The organism is Draconibacterium sediminis (assembly GCF_000949475.1).
In the GTDB taxonomy this organism is placed as follows: Bacteria; Bacteroidota; Bacteroidia; order Bacteroidales; family Prolixibacteraceae; genus Draconibacterium; species Draconibacterium sediminis.
The window spans coordinates 2457427-2478339 of record NZ_JRHC01000001.1; the positions used below are offsets into that span (position 1 = coordinate 2457427).

Here is a 20913-nt window from a genome sequence, read left to right on the forward strand (position 1 = left end):
ATGGTTAATGCCGATATTACAACAAAGGAGTAAAGGAACGAAGTGAAATTTTGCGACATTTTGTTGTTTCATCGGTATTATAATTAAAACCAAAACCCACTAATCGTTTGTGAATTTTGGTTTTTATGTTTATTCATGTCGTACTGCATCAATCGGGTCGAGGTTGGCTGCTTTGCGTGCAGGGTACCATCCGAAAAATATACCGATTACGCTACAAACAAGGAACGATAATCCAACTGCCTGAGTGTCGACAACAAAAGGCATGTTTAATGCAAAGGACGCCAGGTAGGAGAGTGCGGTTCCGAATAGTATTCCGATAATACCTCCCAGTATACTTAGCATAACCGCTTCGAACAGGAATTGCATCATGATGTCAAATCCACGTCCGCCAACCGACATGCGCAGCCCGATTTCTTTGGTGCGTTCGGTAACCGACACAAACATGATGTTCATAATTCCGATACCGCCAACCAGCAACGATATTCCTGCTACGGCTCCTAAAAGCAAGGTGAGCATATCGGTAACTGTTGATACCATTTCCACCATTTCGGCTTGCGAACGTACCTGGAAATCATCTTCGTCTCCTTCTTTTAATTTGTGCTGTTGGCGCAAAATCGTTTCAATTTCTCCGATGGCAGCATCCGACTGCTCTTCGCTTACTGCGGAGGCATAAATCGATTGGATATGTGTAATCGCCAGCATTCGTCGCTGTACCGATGTGTATGGTGCAAGGATCATATCATCCTGATCCATTCCCATGCCGTTTTCGCCTTTCTCTTTCAAAACGCCAATTACTTTTAGCGGAATGCCTCCAAAGCGAATGGTTTGCCCGATCGGATCAACATTTTCATTAAAAACATTTTCGATGACAGTTTGTCCAACAATGCAGACTTTTGCCAGCGACTTTATTTCTTTATCGGTAAAAACACGGCCGTCTTCCAACTCATATTTTCGGATGTCGAGATAGGATACATCAACGCCGTAAATGGTGGTTGGCCAGTTGTTGTTGCCGTTAACTGCCTGTCCGCTGGTGCTCACCTGTGGCGACACTTCGGTAATGTTCTTTGCTTCTTTTCGCAGTGCTTCAATGTCGTTTAGTGTCAGCGTTTTTGTATTTGAGTTTCCCATCATAACACCGCCACGACGTTGCTGACCAGGCATTACAAAGATCATGTTGGTTCCCATGTCCGACATTTCTTCGCGGATGCTTTGTTTTGATGATTCACCGATGGAAAGCATCGCGATTACCGAACCAACACCAATAATAATACCAAGCATGGTGAGTATAGCTCTGAACTTGTTTCTTTTCAGGGCAGTGGTTGCTATTTTTGTGAGATTTATATAGTTCATTTCTCGTTGTTTTTAAGATTCATAATCCTCTTCTACCGGAAGTGCTTCGATCAGTTGTGTTGCATTAAATCGATCGGTAACCAATGATTCCTTTTGTATTCTACCATCCCTAAAAACAATGTTGCGTTTCATAAAACGGGCAATATCCGGTTCGTGCGTTACAAATACAATGGTTTTTCCGTTGTCGTTCAACCGCTGGAACAATTCCATTATTTCGTAAGACGTGCGGGTGTCGAGGTTACCGGTTGCCTCGTCGGCAAGAATAACCACCGGGTCGTTCACCAGCGAGCGGGCAATGGCCACACGTTGCTGTTGTCCACCGGATAACTGATTGGGCATGTGATCCATCCTGTCGGCCAATCCTACCTGTTCCAACGCGTGTTTGGCACGTTCCTTTCTTTCCTTTGTCCGTACTTTTGAATTATAGAAAAGCGGCAATTCCACATTTTCCAGGGCCGTTGTGCGTGGCAGCAGGTTGTACGACTGAAATATAAACCCCAGTTTGTTGTTGCGTAATCCTGCCAGTTGGTTCTTATTCATTGTTCCCATGTTCACACCATCAAGCTGATATTCGCCATAACTTGGTTTGTCGAGGCAACCCAGGATGTTAAGCATGGTAGATTTGCCCGAGCCACTGGCTCCCATAATCGCGGCAAAGTCTCCTTCGTGAATTTCCATATCAACTCCGCGAAGTGCATGTACGGTCATCTCACCAACATGATAGTCTTTTCGCAGATCTGATACTTTTATTATTGCTTTACTCATTTTTTTCTTTTTTTTGATTCTGGATACTAGATGCTTGATACTCGTAACTCGTGTCTAGTGACTCGTTACTTGTTTCTATCTTCCTCCCGGAGGGCCTGGCATAAATGGATTGCCACCTGGTCGTGCTGCAGCTACATTTGCTCCTTTTTGTTCCATGCTGAGTATTACCTCTTGTCCGCTTTTTAATCCCGAGAGGATTTCAGCGTTAATGTCGTCGTTCAGTCCAATTTTTACCGGAACAGGATGAATGTTGGTTCCTTCTTTTACCCAAACCATTGTTGCTCCGGTAGCAGCTTGTGGTGGCATACTTCCCATTGCTGGAGGAGCTTGTCCTTCCGGCATTTCCGGTTTAGTTTGCTGGCTCATGTAGCTCATCAGTAATTTTTGGTCGGGATTAAAACGAAGCGCTTTACTTGGAACCACCAGAATATCGTTTTTCTCCAACACATAAATCTGAATAGTGGCTGTCATTCCCGGCATCAGTTTGTAATCCGGGTTTGGCGCATCAATAATAATGGTATAGGTAACCACATTGTTTGTAACTGTTGGCTCCCAACGCAATTGAGTAACTTTTCCTTCAAACACGGTTTCCGGATAGGCATCCACTGTAAATTCAACACGTTGTCCTTCTTTAATATGGCCTATATCCGCTTCATCAATGTCGGCCTCAACCTGCATTTGTGTAAGGTCGTTGGCAATGGTGAAAAGGGTAGGCGTGTTAAAACTCGCAGCAACAGTCTGGCCTTCTTCCACTTCTTTATTCAAAACAACTCCATCAATAGGCGAGTAGATCAACGCATAATCCAGATTAATCTTGTTGCGTTTGTGTTGTGCCATAGCGTTGTTATAACTGGCTTTTGCTTTGTTTAAACTGTAAACCAGCTGGTCGAAATCAGTTTGCGAGATCAGTTGTTTATCGTTCAGCGGCGCCATACGGTTGTAGGTAGCCTGCTGGTAATCGAGCTCGGCTTTAGCATTGTCTAAACTTGCCTGGCTTTGCTCCAGTTGTGCTGCCAGGTTAGTGGTGTCGATTTTTGCCAGCAACTGGCCTTTTTTTACATATGAGTTGTAATCGACATAGAGTTCATCTACAATTCCCGAAACCTGGGTCCCCACTTCAACTGTTGTAATGGCTTCCAATGTTCCGGTTGATTCCACAATATTGCTAATGTTTCCTTGTTCTGCTTTTGCTGTTTGAATATCGATCTGATCTACGTCAACCTTTTTCGGTTTTAGAACCAATGCGGCCGATACCAGAACGATAAGCAGTAATGCGATAATGATGATTGTTTTTTTCTTCATGATATTTTGTTTTAATTTTTTCGGTTTATAAAGTGATTGGATTGCCCTGATAGAAATCAAGGATTTTGTAGCTGAATATCAGGTTGAATTTAGATTGCAACAACTGGCTTTCTGCGGTGATCAGGTTGTTACGCTCGAAAAGGAAATCAACCGAGTTGATCAATCCGTTATTGAATTTTTCCTGCGCCAGTTCGTACGATTCCAGGTACGACGAATAACTTTCCTTGTTAGCTTCAAATTCAATTTGTGCCGAAAGCACATCAACACAAGCTTGTTCTATCTCTTTACGCAATTGGTTTTTGGTATCGATTTCCCTTAATTCTGCATTGCTGTAAGCAATTTTTGCCTGTGCTACGTTCGTTTTAATCTGCTTTTTCTGGAAAATGGGGATGGACACTGAAACGCCAACCGAAGGAGTGAACTGATCTCCCAATTGTCCGAAGTAATTGGATGCGTTGTAGCTCGAATAGCCAGTCGATAAACCTGCATCGGCACTGATGGTTGGATAAAAACCGGCAGCAGCAATTTTTTCATTCAAGGCAGCGCTTTCTTTTTGGTATCCGGCACTTTTGATTTGCGGTTTAATGGCCAGTGCCGTGGCATAAACCTCCGATGCTATCGGAGTAAGATTTTCATTGTTTAACTCCTCCAGGTTCGGACGAAGTACTTCAAAGTTATCGTCAAGAGGTAGCTCCATTAATTGCATCAGACTAACTTTCGAAATGGCATAGTTGCTTTTTGCGTTTGCCAGACTCAGTTTCTCGTTTGCCAGTTGCGATTTTACCTGCAGATAATCGGAACGCGAAATAACACCGGCCTGTAAACGTGCTTCCGACAGGTTGAGTTGCTCGGTGGTGGCATTCAGCTGGTTTTGTGCATTTTTTACATTCTCGTCTAGAAATACAACCTGCAAAAAAGCATTTAAAATGCTCAGCGAGATTGACTCTTTAATGGACTCCGAATCGTAAATTCCACTTTGCATATCCAGTTCGGCCTGTTTAATCAGGTTATTCAAACGTTTTGCATTATAAATGGTAATGTTTGAATTCACACCGTAGCTGGTGTTGTTATTGCCCGAAAAATCAGAATCACCGGTAAGCAAATCTTCTGATTTCGACCAACTAAAATTCTGGCGGGCAGAAGCACTTAACGATGGAAGTTTGTTGGCTTCTGCCTGATTTTTGTTGAGTTCGTTTGATGCATTGACCAAAATGCTCTGACGAACCGAAACGTTTTGCGTTAATGCGTAATCGATACAATCGTTAAGGCTCCAGGTCTTGTTTGCTGTGTCGTTTTGTGCAAACAGCAAAGTCGGAAGACTAACTGCGATTAGGAAGAAGATTGTTTTTATTCTATTCATAGCTTTTTATTATAATTTCCGGGAATAAAGCTACTGTGGACGCATCGCTTAAAAGAATAGAATAGAAGAACCGGACAATTTTATCGACGGATTGGGAAAGTTTACGTAAGGTGGTTTTTTCATGATCAAACGAACCGACCTTTCTTTTTCATCAACCGAAATCAAATTAGGGAATTTCTACATATTTTTATCATCTCGAGAAGGGTTACGGTCGAATTTATGATCCTTTTTATTGAAAAACTATCATTGTTAACTATCTAATATTTGTAATTTCGTTGCCATTAACAACGCGCAAAAGTTTACGATTTGCAGTGACTGACAATCAGTATTCGATGTTCAGCGCCGGATGAATCTAAAAAAATGTAGCATTTCCCGTAGTCCATTTACAACCTTTTTGCGTCATTACATTAGAAACAAATACTAAAACCAAAATAGATGAAGTTTAGAGCGATTATTTTTTTGATGGCCATTTGTAGCCAGAGTTTATTTGCCCAAAAACATTTTGAAGTAGATGTAAGTAAAACCGTAGCAGAAGTACAACCGGATATGTACGGTGTGTTTTTCGAGGACATAAATTTTGGCGCCGATGGTGGCCTTTATGCCGAGTTAATTAAAAACCGTTCATTCGAGTTCGACCAACCATTTGTGGGGTGGTTGCCATTCGGAAATGTGGACGTGAAGAATGATAATCCATGTTTCGACCGAAATCCCAATTACGTTCGTTTGAATGAAACTGGTTTGCGACGTGGTACTGGCCTTGAAAATGAAGGCTTCAGAGGAATTGGTTTTAAAAAGAACGATTCGTATCGCTTTTCGTTTTATGCCCGCTCGTTGGATGGTGGTGAAAAGAAATTCGGAATAGAGTTGGTTAGTTCCGGTGAAGAAGTGATCGGAAGGGGAGAATTGCTTGTATCGGGCAATAACTGGGAGAAATATGAATGTATTATCAAATCGAATGCTACCGACGCAAAAGGAAAAGTACGTTTGTTTTTGAAAACGGCCGGAGAAGTTGACCTGGATCATATTTCGATGTTCCCGACAGAAACATGGCTTAACCGCGAAAATGGTTTGCGTAAAGACCTTGTTGAAGCACTTTATGAACTGAATCCCGGAGTATTTCGTTTTCCCGGCGGATGTATCATAGAGGGAAACACGCTGGAAACACGCTACCTGTGGAAAAACAGTGTTGGCCCGGTGGAAAACAGACCGTTGAATGAAAACCGCTGGAACTATACGTTTAAGCACCGCTTTTTTCCCGATTATTACCAAACTTATGGTTTAGGATTTTACGAGTACTTCTTATTGAGCGAAGATTTGGGAGCTGAGCCTCTGCCTGTGATCAGCTGTGGTTTGGCTTGTCAGTACGAAAGCGAAGAATGTGTGCATGTTGATGATTTGGAACCTTACATTGAAGATGCCGTTGACCTGATAGAGTTTGCCAACGGACCGGTTGACTCAGAATGGGGAAAAGTACGTGCAGAAATGGGACATCCTGAGCCTTTTAACCTGAAATACCTGGCCATTGGTAACGAGCAGTGGGGCGAAGGTTATGTAGAACGTTTGATCCCTTTTATGGAAGTGCTTCGTGAAAAATACCCGGAGATAAAAATTATTGGAACAGCAGGCCCTGCACCTGACGGAGAGAATTTTGATTTTCTGTGGCCTAAAATGACAGAACTGAAAGTTGACCTGGTGGATGAGCACTATTACCGCAGCCCGGAATGGTTTTTAGCCAACGCCGAACGCTACGACAGTTACGACCGCAACGGACCGAAAGTATTTGCCGGAGAATTTGCTTCGCACCATAAAACCCGCGATAACAACCTGCGTGCTGCAATCTCGGAAGCCGCTTTTATGACCGGTTTAGAACGCAACGCCGATATCGTTCAACTGGCAACTTACGCTCCTCTTTTTGCGCATTACGATGCCTGGCAATGGAAACCCGATATGATTTGGTTTGATAACCTGCAGGTGGTACGTACGCCCAACTATTACGTGCAGCAAATGTATGGGCACAACACCGGAACAAATGTGTTAAGTATTATTGCTGATGGGGCAAATATTACCGGACAGGATAGTCTGTACGCCAGTGCGGTAATCGATGAAAACACCTCCGAAGTGATCGTGAAAGTGGTAAATGCTTCGGATGAAGTTCAGGATATTAACATTGATTTGAAAGGACTGAAAAAATCGATTGAAAAAGCTGAAGTGAAAATTACCTGTTTACACAGCAACCAACCGGAGGCAATTAATACCCGTGAAGCGCCAAATACTTTGGTGCCAACTCATTCATCGGTTTGGGCCAGCGAAAGTGGCTTTAAACTGAAAGCACTGGGTAATGCATTTTATGTGTGTCGTGTAAAAATTAAGAACTAGAGGTTAAAAATAGACTTTTATCTACAACTAAATCCCCCTGTCGTCGCTTCGTTCCGATTGTCTCCGTCAACTGACGGAGGACAGGAGCGCCGAAGAAACAACAGGGGATGAAGTTTAAATGATACAATCGCGAGTAAATAAGATTGTTAGTGCGATGAGAAAAATATTATGTTCGTATTTTGTTGTTATCAATGTATTGCTTTTTTGCAGTAGTAGGCTGATTGCTGTGGAGGTTTCTGATCCTGTAATAAACGATACAATTGATTATAATCAGACTGTTTTATGTTTTGAACTTCCTGATTTTAATCTTGAGTTAGTTCAATCATCGCACACAGTAGCCGGGCTACATCCAATCTCCGAACCTGAATTTGATTTTACTCCGGGCGAATTACTGGCCAAAAGAAACAAGCCAGGTTTTTATCACTTGGGTGATATTAATTTCCGCGTTAAAATGGAAGGAGCAAACGAATGGACATCTTTCTCATCTGCAGCTTCCCGCAAAAGTGTTACAACTCTGGAACCGAAAAGCGAACATCAGTTAGCGGTTTCCGATCTTAGTGAAATTCTTGAAAACAGCCCGGTACAGGTACTTCGTTATTGGGAAAATCACGACGGACATCTTGCTTTGCGTTTCGAGATCAAAAACACTTCATCAAAAGCTGTTGAAATTGGTGCTTTGGGAATTCCTCTGATCTTCAACAATAACCACGACCGGAAAACACTGGACGAGGCACACGCCGAAAATGTGTTTTACGATCCGTACATTGGTATGGATGCCGGATATTTACAGGTAATCCGTTTAAAAGGAAGTGGTCCCGTTTTGTTGGTTGTACCTTATGGCGAAACACCTTTTGAAGCATGGAATCCGCTGCTTGATGATCCAACCCGAAGAGGGATTACTTTTGAAGGTTTTCACGAGTGGATGCCGTTAACCTTAGCCTATGCTGAAAACGAATGGAAAGAAGCCACTCCCTGGAACACCCCTTCATCGAAAATACTAAAACCGGGAAAATCGGTTAGCTACGGTGTACAGTTTGTAATTACCGATGCGATTAAAAACATTGAACCTGCATTAATTGAAAACGACCGTCCGGTTGCATTTGGTGTGCCTGGTTACGTTGTTCCGCAAGATGTTAATGCCGATTTGTTTGTAAAGTACAGCCAAAAAGTAAGAAGCATGCAGGTTGAACCTGAAGGTGCGCTGGACCTGAAAAAACTGGAGACAACAGAAAATGGTTGGGTAAAATATGCTGTCGCTGCAAAAACATGGGGCAGAGCACGTTTAACTATCACGTATAAAGATGGTTTAACACAAACCATCAACTACAAAGTTATTAAACCTGAAGAGCAGGTGGTTGCCGACAACGGAAACTTCCTGATGACAAAACAATGGTTTGATGACGAAGAGGATCTTTTCGATCGTGGCCCGTCGGTTATTACTTACGACTACGAAGAGCAAAAACAGGTTACAGAAGATAGCCGTGCCTGGATTTGCGGCCTAAGCGACGAAGGTGGTGCCGGTGCCTGGTTAAATGCCATTATGAAACAACTGATCCAACCCGATAAAAAAGAGGTGGCAATGTTGGAAGACTTCGTGCAGAAAACGATCTGGGGCGGAATTCAATACAACGAAGGACATGAAAAATACGGTGTTCGTAAAAGTATGTTCTACTACGAATCTGATTCGATGCCTGCCGGAACTTACAGCAAAGATGTAAATTACAACACCTGGGCTGCCTGGGATAAAAAACATGCCGAAACAGTTGAGCGTTCGTACAATTATCCGCACGTTGCTGCTGCACACTGGGTAATGTATCGTTTGGCCCGAAACTATGAAGGGCTGGTATCGCAACAAACCTGGGATTGGTATTTGTTAAACGCTTACAAAACATCGATGGCAATGATGGAATTGGCTCCGTATTATGCCCAATTTGGCCAAATGGAAGGTAGTGTTTTCGTTCACATTCTTGATGATTTGAAAGCAGAAGGATTGTGGGAATACGCCCGTAAACTGGAAGGAATGATGAAACGCCGTGCCGATCACTGGGCATCGTTAAACTATCCTTTCGGAAGTGAAATGCCTTGGGACTCAACAGGTCAGGAAGAAGTTTATATGTGGTCTCGCTATTTTGGTTACGGCGAAAAAGCCGAAACAACATTAAAAGCAATTTTGGCCTACATGCCAACAATTCCTCACTGGGCATACAACGGTAATGCTCGTCGTTACTGGGATTTTCTTTACGGCGGTAAACTGTCGCGTGTTGAGCGTCAGATTCACCACTACGGTTCGGCGCTGAATGCCATTCCTGTATTATACGAATACAAAGAGCATCCCGATGATTTATACCTGCTACGAGTTGGGTACGGTGGTTTAATGGGATCGATCTCAAATATTACAGAAGATGGTTTTGCCCCTGCAGCATTTCACTCCTTCCCGTCAACATTGAAGAACGATGCCATTTCAGGCGACTACGGAACCGGCTATTACGGTTATGCAGTAAACACTTCAACTTACTTAATGCGTGACGACGAATTTGGCTGGTTGGCTTTTGGTGGCAATGTTACTGAAGATGGCGATGTGGTGAAAGTTGCTTTAACTACAGCGGCCAAGTCACGTGTTTATGTAGCTCCGTTAAAAATGTGGTTATCGCTTGACGCCGGTAAATTTGAAGCCTTCTCGTATAACCGTTCAACTGGTAAAGTTATTCTTGAATTAGACGAAGTCAACGATTATACACCAAACGCTTATTTACGAATTAAATCATTCGAAGAGGAAGCAGCGACAAGTTCAGTTGCCGGTCTTGAGAAAAATGAGCGTGGACAATACGTAATTTCACTTAAAAACGAAGTGGTAAAAGTTGAAGTGAATTAATCAATAAATCACCCGATTAGGAATAGTAAAGATGAAGCACTCTTTATCCGTTTTATTAGTTGTTCTGTTTGCTTTTGCAGGCTCAGCACAAATCACTAAAAAAGACTATGCGCAAGCCGATTCAGTAATGAAACTGAGCGAGTTGGTTTACAACCAGGTTACCGAAATTACGTGGATCGATTCATCAGCCGTATTCTGGTACCGTCTAAAAACACGCGATGGTATGAAGTATCAGCTGGTGGATGCGCAAAAAGGATCGAAAAAAATTGCTTTTGATACCGATAAACTGGTTACTGCATTGAATCAGCAGCTGGAGAAAGATATCTCTGCAAACGATCTGGTTTTGCGCGATCTGAAATTTGATGCAGATAAAAAGACTATTCATTTTAATTTCAAAAAGGCTTACTGGACTTGTGAACTAAAAAAATATGAGTTAAAGAAAGACTCGGTTGAAAAAGATCGCAAAAGGGATCGTTACTGGGGGGATTATTTCGATGAAAAAGGAAACGATCCGGTGCTATCACCTGATGGGAAATGGACAGCTTTTATAAGGGAGGACAACGTTTTTATAAAAGACAACAAAACAAAAAAGGAGTTTCGCTTAAGTTGTGACGGAGCACCCGGCGATTTTTATTCATCGTCTTTTTCGTGGTCGCCCGATTCAAAAAAGCTGGCGGTAAATAAAATTCGCGATTCGGAAAAACGTGAGATCTTTTTTGTTGAATCGTCGCCAAAAGGACAGTTGCAGCCCATTTTGCATAAACGTGATTACCGAAAACCGGGCGATGCGATGCCAATAAAACATCCGGCATTATTTGATGTGGAAAGCAAAAAGCAGATCCCGGTAAATACCGATGCTTTTAAACACCAGTTTAACCTTACCAACCCAAGATGGAAAGAGGATGCTTCAGCATTTACTTTTGAATTTAACCAGCGTGGTCACCAGGCCTACAAGGTGGTTGAAGTTGATGGCGAAAGCGGGGATGTTAATGTGCTGATCGACGAACAAAGCACGACATTTATCGATTACAGCGGAAAACGCTATCGTTATGACCTGGAGGAAACAAATGAAATTATCTGGGCGTCGGAACGTGATGGTTGGAATCATTTGTATTTAATCGATTCCAAAACCAGAGCCGTGAAAAATCAGATCACAAAAGGAGAATGGGTAGTTCGGGATGTAATAAAAGTGGACGACAAAAGTCGTACAATATTCTTTTACGGATCGGGCAAAAACGCCAACGAAGACCCATATTATTTGCATTGCTACAAGATAAATTTTGATGGTAGCAACTTAATTGATCTGACACCTGAAAAAATGAATCACGACTTGTCATTCTCAAAAGATATGAGCTATTTCACCGACACCTATTCAACGGTTGAAACGCCACCATTTACTGTGGTGCGTAGTGTCGAAGACGGAAAAGTGCTTATTGAGTTGGAAAAGACCGATATTACATCACTGCTTGAAAAAGGCTGGATAACGCCTGAGCCGTTTGTGGCCAAGGCCCGCGATGGCAAAACAGATATCTGGGGAAATATTTATCGCCCTACCAATTTCGACGAAAACAAAGCATATCCGATAATCGAATACATTTATGCCGGCCCGCACAGTTCCTTTGCACAGAAAAGTTTTAATGCGGTGCACTACGCTTATTCAGGACTTGCTGAATTAGGTTTTATAATTGTGCAAATGGACGGAATGGGAACGTCAAACCGTTCGAAAGCTTTTCAGGATGTATGTTGGAAAAACCTGAAAGATGCCGGTTTCCCCGATCGTATTCTGTGGATAAAAGCTGCGGCAGAGAAATACAGTTATATGGATACCACCCGGGTTGGTTTGTTTGGCGGATCAGCCGGTGGACAAAGTACTTTGGCCGGATTGTTATTTCATCCTGAGTTTTACAAAGCAGGTGTTTCCTCGTGCGGATGCCATGATAACCGTATGGACAAAATCTGGTGGAACGAACAATGGATGGGCTACCCGATCGGGCCGGAATATGCCGAATGTTCGAACGTGGAAAATGCCGATAAACTGCAGGGTGAACTGATGCTGATTGTTGGCGAAATGGATGATAATGTTGACCCGGCATCAACCATGCAGGTTGCCGATGCGCTGATAAAAGCAAAAAAAGATTTTGAACTGGTAGTGCTTCCCGGAGTAAATCATACACTTGGCGGAACGTATGGCGAACAAAAGCGCCGTGATTTTTTCGTTCGTAATTTTTTACAACAGGAAACGCCCGACTGGAATGCTGTAAAATCAAAATAAATACAAGAAGAAATAACAGTACATAGTACTCGTATCAAAGGAGCTTTTTAGCTCCTTTTTTTAGTAGAATGAATTTAAATACCTACCTGGTGAAAAAACATGAACCGCATGGTTGTAGGATAAAATCGTAATTTGTGATTGGGTTGTAAAGTTCAGAAAATTAAATTGTTGAGCTGGTTATGGTCTTGGCGTGACAATGATTTTTATTTATGTTTTTCAGCATAAAAATACATTTTGTCAGATCTTAAATAATAAAAGTTAAAAATACTTTTATAGATTTGTTCCATCAATATTACTATGAAACACTATACTAAACATCCGAAGCATTTTGTAGCAGTTGATTGCGTTATACTGGGGTACGACGAAGGGGAACTTTGTTTGTTGCTTTATCCGCGGGGTTTTGAGCCGTCAAAAGGAGCGTGGTCGCTTATGGGAGGATTTGTTCAGGATGGAGAATCATCTGACAATGCCGCCAAGCGCGTATTAAAACAAACCATAGGCCTTGAAGATATTTTTATGCAGCAGGTGGCTGCATTTGCCAATCCTGATCGTGATCCGGAAGCAAGGGTAATTAGTCTTGCCTATTATGCTTTGGTGCGAATGGACGAACACGATAAAGCCTGTGTCAGAGAGAATGGTGCACATTGGTGGCCCATATCGGAACTGCCTGAAATGATCTTTGATCATGGCAAAATGGTGGAACAGGCACTGGTAAAACTGCAACAGGAAGCCGGCTATCGTTTAATAGGAAAAGAACTGCTGGCCGACAAGTTTACCTTACTTCAATTACGCAAATTATACGAAGCTATATTTCAGCGTGAATTCGATCCCGGAAACTTCAGAAAAAAAATATTATCACTTGATGTGTTGGAGCGCCTGAATGAAAAAGATTTATCAGAATCAAAAAAAGGTGCTTTTTATTATACCTGTAAAAACGAAGTTACCGAGCGGGGCCTTGACCGAATTGTAAAAGTTTAAAAGCATATAAGAGTAATATATACATTTAAAATAAAATCTAATAATATGAGCAGTACATTAAAAGAAATGGAAGTATGGTTTGTAACAGGTAGCCAACACCTGTACGGGCCTAAAACATTGGAGCAGGTTGCAGAGCATTCAAAAGAAATTGCTGCTGCTTTTGACTCATCTACAGAAATTCCGGTAAAAGTTGTAGTTAAACCTACAGGAACCGGATCAAAAGAAATACACCGGATTTGTAAAGATGCAAACAGCAATGATAACTGTATTGGTATCATTACCTGGATGCACACATTCTCGCCTGCAAAAATGTGGATTCACGGTTTACAGGAACTTCGTAAACCAATTCTTCATTTACACACACAGTACAACAAAGAAATTCCATGGAACGAAATCGACATGGACTTTATGAACCTGAACCAGAGTGCACATGGCGACCGCGAATTCGGTCATATTATGGCTCGTATGCGTATGAACCGCAAAGTGGTTGTCGGTCACTGGCAAGATCCTAAAACAGTTCAGAAAATTGCTGTTTGGACACGTGTTGCTGCTGCTTTTGCCGATTCTCGCGATATGCTGATCATCCGTTTTGGTGACCAAATGAACAACGTTGCTGTAACTGATGGCGACAAAGTTGAAGCGGAAAGAGTTTTCGGATACCACGTTGATTACAGCCCGATTGGTGATTTGGTAAAAGTTCAGGATAACGTTTCAGACGAAGAAGTTGCCGAGCTGGTAAAAGTTTACGAGCAGGAATATGATTTTGCCGACAACTGTAAAGAAGGTGGCGAATTCCGCGCGCAGGTTGTTCATGCTGCACGTATTGAAATCGGTTTACGTCGTTTCCTGGAAAAGAAAGGTGCAAAAGCATTTACTACAAACTTTGATGATTTGGAAGGTGTTGATCAGTTACCTGGTTTGGCATCGCAGCGTTTAATGGCCGAAGGTTACGGTTTTGGCGCAGAAGGCGACTGGAAAACAGCAGCTTTATGCCGTCAGATGTGGTTCATGAGCCAGGAGCTTCCTGAGTATAAAGGATGTTCATTCCTTGAAGATTATACATTGAATTTTGATGGTGAGAAGAGCGCCATCCTGCAAGCTCACATGTTGGAAGTTTGCCCGCTAATTGCCGATCATAAACCAAAATTGGAAGTTCACCCGCTGGGAATTGGTGGTAAAAACGATCCTGCACGTTTGGTATTTACAAGTAAAACAGGCCCTGGTGTTGCCGCAACTGTTGTTGATATGGGCGACCGTTTCCGTATGATCGTAAATACTGTGGACTGTATCGACTCAAAAGAACTGCCTAAACTTCCGGTTGCAAGTGCACTTTGGATTCCTCAACCTAATTTCGAAGTAGGCGCTGCTGCATGGATTTTTGCCGGTGGTACACACCACACCAGCTTCTCGTACGACTTAACCGTTGAATACATGGAAGATTTTGCTGAAATGACAGGTGTAGAATTTGTATTGATCGATAAAGACACTACCATTTCGGAGTTCAAAAAAGAACTGCGTTGGAACGATCTTTATTATCATTTGGCCAAAGGATTATAATTAGAAACTAAATCAAAAAAATAAATCAACTTTTATGGAATTACTAGATTGGATTGTAATTGGCCTGTTTGGTGTTGCACTTATCGGCATTATCGTTTGGGTTTTAAGTCAGAAAGAAGAAACTTCAGGCGACTATTTCCTGGCAGGACGTGATGCCTCGTGGATTGCGATTGGAGCTTCGATTTTTGCTTCGAATATTGGATCAGAACACCTTATCGGATTGGCCGGTGCCGGTGCCTCAAGTGGTATGGCAATGGCACACTGGGAAATTCAGGGATGGATGATTCTGATTCTCGGCTGGGTGTTTGTACCTTTCTATTCACGAAGTATGGTGCTTACCATGCCCGAGTTTTTGGAACGCAGATATAATCCCGAGTCAAGAACAGTATTATCACTTATTTCTTTGGTAAGTTATGTACTTACAAAGGTTGCAGTAACTGTTTATGCCGGAGGATTGGTATTCCAGCAGGTTTTCGGTATCGAAACCATGTGGGGAATCGATTTCTTCTGGATTTCGGCCATCGGTCTGGTTTTGTTGACTGCTCTTTATACCATTTTCGGAGGAATGAAATCGGTGTTATATACCTCGGTACTTCAAACGCCGATTCTGCTTGGTGGATCGTTGGTAATTGTGGTGCTTGGTTTAAAAGCCGTTGGTGGCTGGGATCAGGTTCTGGAAATTGCTGGTGCTACTCAGGTTAACGAATACGGCGACAGTATGATCAACCTGATAAGGGACAACCGCGATGCCGACTTCCCATGGCTGGGTGCTTTAATCGGCTCCAGTATTATTGGTTTTTGGTATTGGTGTACCGACCAGTTTATTGTACAACGAGTACTCTCGGGTAAAAACGAAACACATGCCCGCCGGGGTACAATTTTCGGTGCTTACCTGAAATTATTGCCGGTATTTCTTTTCCTTATTCCCGGTATGATTGCTTATGCAATGAGTGCCAAAGGAAACGTTATGCTGAACGGCGAATTATATACCTTGCCAAGTGCCGATGCTGCTTTCCCGTCGTTGGTGGCCCAGTTGCTGCCTGCCGGTATTAAAGGTTTGGTGGTATGTGGTATTTTGGCTGCTTTGATGAGTTCGCTGGCTTCGCTGTTTAACTCTTCGGCAATGTTGTTTACCATCGACTTCTACAAACGATTCAAACCGGAAACTCCGGAGAAAAAGCTTGTTAAAATCGGTCAGGTTGCAACAGTGGTAATCGTAATTCTGGGTATACTTTGGATTCCGATTATGAGAAGTATCGGTAATGTGCTTTACGAATACTTACAAGACGTGCAATCTGTTCTGGCTCCTGGTATTGCCGCAGCATTCCTGTTGGGTATTACATGGAAACGTGCTTCAGCCGAAGGTGGATTCTGGGGACTGATGTCAGGATTTATAATTGGTATTACCCGTTTGGGTGCCAAAGTGTATTACGAGAACGTAGAGGGGGCAGCCGACAACTTGTTTAAAAGCCTGTTCTTCGATATGAACTGGTTGTTCTTCTGTGGATGGATGTTGTTGGTATGTTTGGTAGTAGTTATTGTTGTAAGTTTGTTAACCAAAGCGCCAAGTGCCGAAAAAATTCAGGGCTTGGTATTCGGAACCAATACACCCGAACAAAAAGCTGCTACTCGCGCCAGCTGGAATGGCTGGGATGTATTCCATACCGCTGTTATCCTTGGATTGACAGTAGCATTTTACATCTACTTCTGGTAAATAAAAAAGAATAAATTATGCTTGAACAGTTAAAAGAAGAAGTTTTTAAGGCGAACCTGGAACTGGTTGAACTCGACCTGGTAATTTTTACCTGGGGAAATGTGAGTGCTATCGATCGCGAAAAAGGTTTGGTGGTAATTAAGCCAAGCGGAGTTTCGTACGAAGATATGAAAGCCAGCGATATGGTGGTGGTTGACATGGAAGGAAATGTGGTTGAGGGAAATCTGAAATCATCGAGCGATACCGCAACTCACCTGGTGCTATACAAAGCTTTTGAAGGAATATCGGGAGTTGTACACACGCACTCGGCATGGGCAACCAGCTGGGCACAGGCCGGAAGAAGCATTCCTGCGTTGGGGACAACACATGCCGATTATTTTTACGGTGCAATTCCTTGTACCCGTAAATTGACAGAGGAGGAGGTAGCTTCAGCATACGAAGTGGAAACCGGAAACGTAATAGTAGAAACTTTTGAAGGACTTGATCCGGTTGCAATTCCGGGAGTTCTGGTAAATAACCACGGCCCGTTTTCGTGGGGAACAAGTGCCCACAATGCCGTTCATAACGCAAAAGTTATGGAAGAAGTGGCAAAAATGGCACACACTACTTTACAGTTAACTCCGGGAGCTGAGATCGATCAATTTTTATTAGATAAGCATTACCTGCGCAAGCATGGTAAAAATGCATACTACGGACAGTAATTGTCCATCAGTTACAAAAATTACAAGGACGGAAAGTTGGTGGAGAAGTGAATTCTTCACCCGCTTTTGCTCCTTTTTAAATCAAAAGAAATGGCAAAATATACAATTGGACTGGATTATGGTTCTGATTCGGTTCGTTCACTAATCGTAAACGTAGAGACCGGCGAAGAGGTAGCAAGCGTTGTGTTTGAATACCCGCGTTGGAAAAAAGGAGAATATTGCGATGCGCCAAACAACCAGTTTCGTCAGCATCCGAAAGATTATTTAGAAGGATTGGAGTACACCATCGTAGAGGCGCTGAAACAAGCTCCTGAAGGTGTGGCCGAAAATGTTGTGGGTATTTCTGTTGACACCACCGGATCAACGCCGGTAGCGGTCGACGAAAAAGGTACACCACTGGCATTAACTCCGGGTTTTGAAGAAAATCCAAATGCGATGTTCGTACTTTGGAAAGACCATACTGCAGTAAAAGAGGCGGCAGAAATTAACGAATTGGCTAAAAAATCGGATATCGATTTCACTAAATACGAAGGTGGAATTTATTCGTCAGAGTGGTTTTGGGCCAAGTTATTGCATGTAACACGCGAAGATGCAGGTGTTTACCGTGCAGCCTATTCGTGGGTGGAACATTGCGACTGGATTCCGGCAGTTCTTACCGGAAATACAAATCCAAAAACATTAAAAAGAAGCCGCTGTGCTGCGGGGCATAAAGCCATGTGGCACGAAGCTTTTGGTGGTCTGCCATCAGAAGAATTCCTGACTCAGCTTGACCCGATGTTAAGCGGATTAAAAGACCGTTTGTTTAAAGAAACATATACCTGCGATGTATCGGCAGGAACACTGAGCGAAGAGTGGGCGAAGAAATTAGGCTTATCAACCAATGTGGTAATTGGGGTAGGAGCTTTCGATGCTCACCTGGGTGCTGTTGGTGCTCAAATCGAGCCTTATCATTTGTCGAAAGTTATGGGTACATCAACCTGCGATATGTTGATCGCACCGCTTGAAGAAGTGGGTGATAAACTGGTAAGCGGTATTTGTGGTCAGGTTGACGGATCGATCGTTCCCGGAATGTTAGGTTTGGAAGCCGGTCAGTCGGCATTTGGTGATATTTACGCCTGGTTCCGCCGTCTGCTGGAATGGCCAATCCAAAACATTTTGGCTGACTCTGATTTGATCGATGAGGCTACAAAGAAAAAGCTGATCGATGAAACTTCTGGTAAGATTATCGCAAAATTGAGCCAGGAAGCTGAAAAAATTCCAATCGCTGAAAGTGGAATTGTAGCATTGGACTGGATGAATGGTCGTCGTACTCCGGATGCCAACCAGGCATTAAAAGGAGCAATTATCGGTTTGAACCTTGGATCGGATGCACCACGTATTTTCCGTGCACTGGTTGAAGCTACTGCTTTTGGTTCAAAGGCAATTAACGACCGCTTTATTTCTGAAGGAATCCGCATCGATGGCGTGATTGCACTGGGTGGTGTAGCAAAAAAATCGAAACTGGTGATGCAAATTGTTGCCGATGTACTGGATATGCCAATTAAAGTGGCTCGTTCGGAACAGGCTTGTGCATTGGGTACCGCAATGGCAGCAGCAGTTGTAGCCGGTGTTTACGAAAATCTTGGCGAAGCGCAGGCAAAAATGGGTGGCGGATTTGAAATGGAATACCATCCAATTCCTGAAAATGTGGAGAAATACAAAGCGCTTTACGAGAAATACAACAAACTGGGTAAGTTTATTGAATTTGATTTGAATTAATAACCAAAAAAATAGAACCTATGAAGTACTTAGGAATTATGGCTTTAGTTTTAATGGTTTTTGGCTGTGCGCAGAAAGAAGCCTCAGTGGGACTATCAAGCGAAGATTTTGCGTTTGATAACAATGGGAAAACCATTGAGCTTTACACCCTAAAAAACGATAACGGCCTTGTTTGTCAGTTGACCAACTTTGGCGCAAGGGTGGTTAGTTTGTATGCTCCCGACAAAAATGGCGAGCTGGCAGATGTAATTGTTGGTTACGGTTCGGGTAAAGATTTTGTTGAAAAACCGGAGAATTTTTACGGAGCAGTAATCGGGCGTTACGGTAACCGCATTGGCGGTGCTGCATTCTCGATTGACAGTGTTGAATACCAGTTGCAGAAAAACGATGGCGCGAATCATCTACATGGTGGAACCAATGGTTTTCACCGCCAGGTTTGGGATGCCGAACAGTTAAGCGACACGGAAGTTGTTTTTAGTCTCGTTTCCCCTGATATGGAATCCGCTTACCCGGGTACTGTAAGCGTAAAAGTGAAATACCAGTTAACAGCGGCAAACGAACTGAAAATTGAATATTTTGCCACTACTGATAAAAAAACGGTATTGAATCTTACCAACCACTCGTATTTCAACTTAAAAGACGGTGGAAGAACTTCTATCAACGATCATGTGATGTATCTGAATGCTGATTATTATACTCCTGTTGATGGTGGTTTAATCCCAACAGGCGAGTTGGCTGCCGTTGCCGGAACACCATTCGATTTTACTACTCCCACAGCCATTGGCGAACGTGTTGAAGCTGATGATGAGCAGTTAAAAGTTGGAGGTGGATATGACCACAACTGGGTTTTAAATACAGAGAGCGACGTAAGCACATTGGCTGCAAAAGTAGTTGACCCGGAGTCGGGTAGAGTACTGGAAGTATACACCAACGAACCGGGTATTCAGTTTTACGGCGGTAACTTCATTAATGGAAGAACTGCCGGAAAAGAAGATATTAAATATGATTTCAGAAGTGCATTTTGTTTAGAAACACAACACTTCCCTGATACTCCAAATAAGCCTGAATTTCCAAGTGTTATTGTAAATCCGGGTGATGAGTACTATTCGGTTTGTATCTACAAATTTGGTGTTGAAGAATAGAAAACGAAAGATTTTTTGTTTTAAGTTAATTAATAGTTAGTTAAAGGTTCTGATTTGTTTTAGCAGGCAGGAAGAACCTAAAAAAAGGAGGTTGATTTCAACCTCCTTTTTGTTTTTTCAGTGAGACCCAGATTACAGGAGAGAAACGAACTGTAATCTGATAGTCGAACTAATCCCGATAGCATAGCGTACCGGGATAAATGAGTTAATACTCCGATGCTTGCATCGTTTTTAACTAAATTCCGTGTTCATACCTCGTTAGCTCACTGCGAGGTAGTTCATTTTACACGTTTTAATGTTATTCCATCACCCGGAGGTGGACCTTGAGGACCGCCTTCCGGCATTTCTACTTTCAATTTAATTACTTCACCGTCCAGTTTTCCGGTGTGTTTAATGGTGAAGTCCATCATTTTAGTTTCGAACGAGATGGAGTTGCCATCAACTTTTCCATTGCTGATTTCCTGGTCACCCATCGGAGTAGCAACGGTTCCCGTAAGTTGATCACCGTTTACTTTAAAATCGAAAGTAATCACCATGTCGCCGTCTGGCCCCATCGATGCTTGCCATTTCCCGGTAATACCTTCGCTTGCTGTTGCGCTGAAGCCCAACAAAAAGATAAATACCATTACTGAAGAAAATAAGATTCTTTTCATTGTTTTTGAAATTTTAAGTTATTAATCGGTATGTAGTTGGTATCGTTAATTTTTACGATCTCCTACATTTTTAATTATTGTCAACAAGTTATTTATGAATCCGCTATTGAAGG

Annotated in this window: 14 protein-coding genes; 9 read left to right on the forward strand and 5 right to left on the reverse strand. The window is 42.6% G+C overall.

The window, feature by feature from the left end:
• Positions 1–129: 129 nt before the first annotated feature.
• From LH29_RS09565 to LH29_RS09580, 4 genes are all read right to left on the reverse strand, one after another.
• The gene (locus LH29_RS09565; protein WP_045028165.1) at positions 130–1350 is read right to left on the reverse strand and encodes an ABC transporter permease; all 1221 of its coding nucleotides are present in this window, start codon (positions 1348–1350) and stop codon (positions 130–132) included.
• 12 nt (positions 1351–1362) lie between these two features.
• The gene (locus LH29_RS09570; protein ID WP_045028167.1) at positions 1363–2115 is read right to left on the reverse strand and encodes an ABC transporter ATP-binding protein; all 753 of its coding nucleotides are present in this window, start codon (positions 2113–2115) and stop codon (positions 1363–1365) included.
• A gap of 75 nt (positions 2116–2190) precedes the next feature.
• Complete coding sequence (locus tag LH29_RS09575; RefSeq protein ID WP_045028169.1) at positions 2191–3417, reverse strand: efflux RND transporter periplasmic adaptor subunit; 1227 nt, start codon at positions 3415–3417, stop codon at positions 2191–2193.
• A gap of 25 nt (positions 3418–3442) precedes the next feature.
• The gene (locus tag LH29_RS09580; RefSeq protein WP_082063516.1) at positions 3443–4777 is read right to left on the reverse strand and encodes a TolC family protein; all 1335 of its coding nucleotides are present in this window, start codon (positions 4775–4777) and stop codon (positions 3443–3445) included.
• Between the two features lie 435 nt (positions 4778–5212).
• On the opposite strand from LH29_RS09580, the gene LH29_RS09585 reads away from it, so the two are divergent.
• From LH29_RS09585 to LH29_RS09625, 9 genes are all read left to right on the forward strand, one after another.
• Positions 5213–7153: an alpha-L-arabinofuranosidase C-terminal domain-containing protein gene (locus LH29_RS09585; RefSeq protein WP_045028173.1), complete on the forward strand. Its 1941-nt coding sequence runs from the start codon at positions 5213–5215 to the stop codon at positions 7151–7153.
• 154 nt (positions 7154–7307) lie between these two features.
• Entirely contained in the window at positions 7308–10025 is a 2718-nt protein-coding gene (locus LH29_RS09590) for a DUF5695 domain-containing protein (RefSeq protein WP_045028175.1), read from the forward strand.
• Positions 10026–10056: 31 nt separating this feature from the next.
• The gene (locus LH29_RS09595) at positions 10057–12297 is read left to right on the forward strand and encodes a S9 family peptidase (RefSeq protein WP_045028177.1); all 2241 of its coding nucleotides are present in this window, start codon (positions 10057–10059) and stop codon (positions 12295–12297) included.
• A gap of 297 nt (positions 12298–12594) precedes the next feature.
• Entirely contained in the window at positions 12595–13275 is a 681-nt protein-coding gene (locus LH29_RS09600; RefSeq protein ID WP_045028179.1) for an NUDIX hydrolase, read from the forward strand.
• 45 nt (positions 13276–13320) lie between these two features.
• Entirely contained in the window at positions 13321–14832 is a 1512-nt protein-coding gene (araA, locus tag LH29_RS09605) for an L-arabinose isomerase (protein WP_045028180.1), read from the forward strand.
• A gap of 34 nt (positions 14833–14866) precedes the next feature.
• A complete protein-coding gene (locus LH29_RS09610; protein WP_045028182.1) occupies positions 14867–16546 on the forward strand; it encodes a sodium:solute symporter in 1680 nt (559 codons plus the stop codon).
• Between the two features lie 17 nt (positions 16547–16563).
• Positions 16564–17247, forward strand: coding sequence for an L-ribulose-5-phosphate 4-epimerase (locus tag LH29_RS09615; RefSeq protein WP_045028184.1), 684 nt, complete (start codon positions 16564–16566; stop codon positions 17245–17247).
• Positions 17248–17337: 90 nt separating this feature from the next.
• Complete coding sequence (locus LH29_RS09620; protein ID WP_045028185.1) at positions 17338–19005, forward strand: ribulokinase; 1668 nt, start codon at positions 17338–17340, stop codon at positions 19003–19005.
• A 20-nt stretch (positions 19006–19025) separates the two neighbouring features.
• Positions 19026–20147 (forward strand): aldose epimerase family protein, encoded by a 1122-nt coding sequence (locus LH29_RS09625; protein ID WP_045028187.1) that lies wholly within the window; start codon positions 19026–19028, stop codon positions 20145–20147.
• 278 nt (positions 20148–20425) lie between these two features.
• Here the strand turns inward: LH29_RS09625 and LH29_RS09630 are convergent, their stop codons facing one another.
• Positions 20426–20800, reverse strand: a complete 375-nt coding sequence (locus LH29_RS09630; protein WP_157493626.1) for a DUF2147 domain-containing protein — start codon at positions 20798–20800, stop codon at positions 20426–20428.
• Positions 20801–20913: the final 113 nt, after the last annotated feature.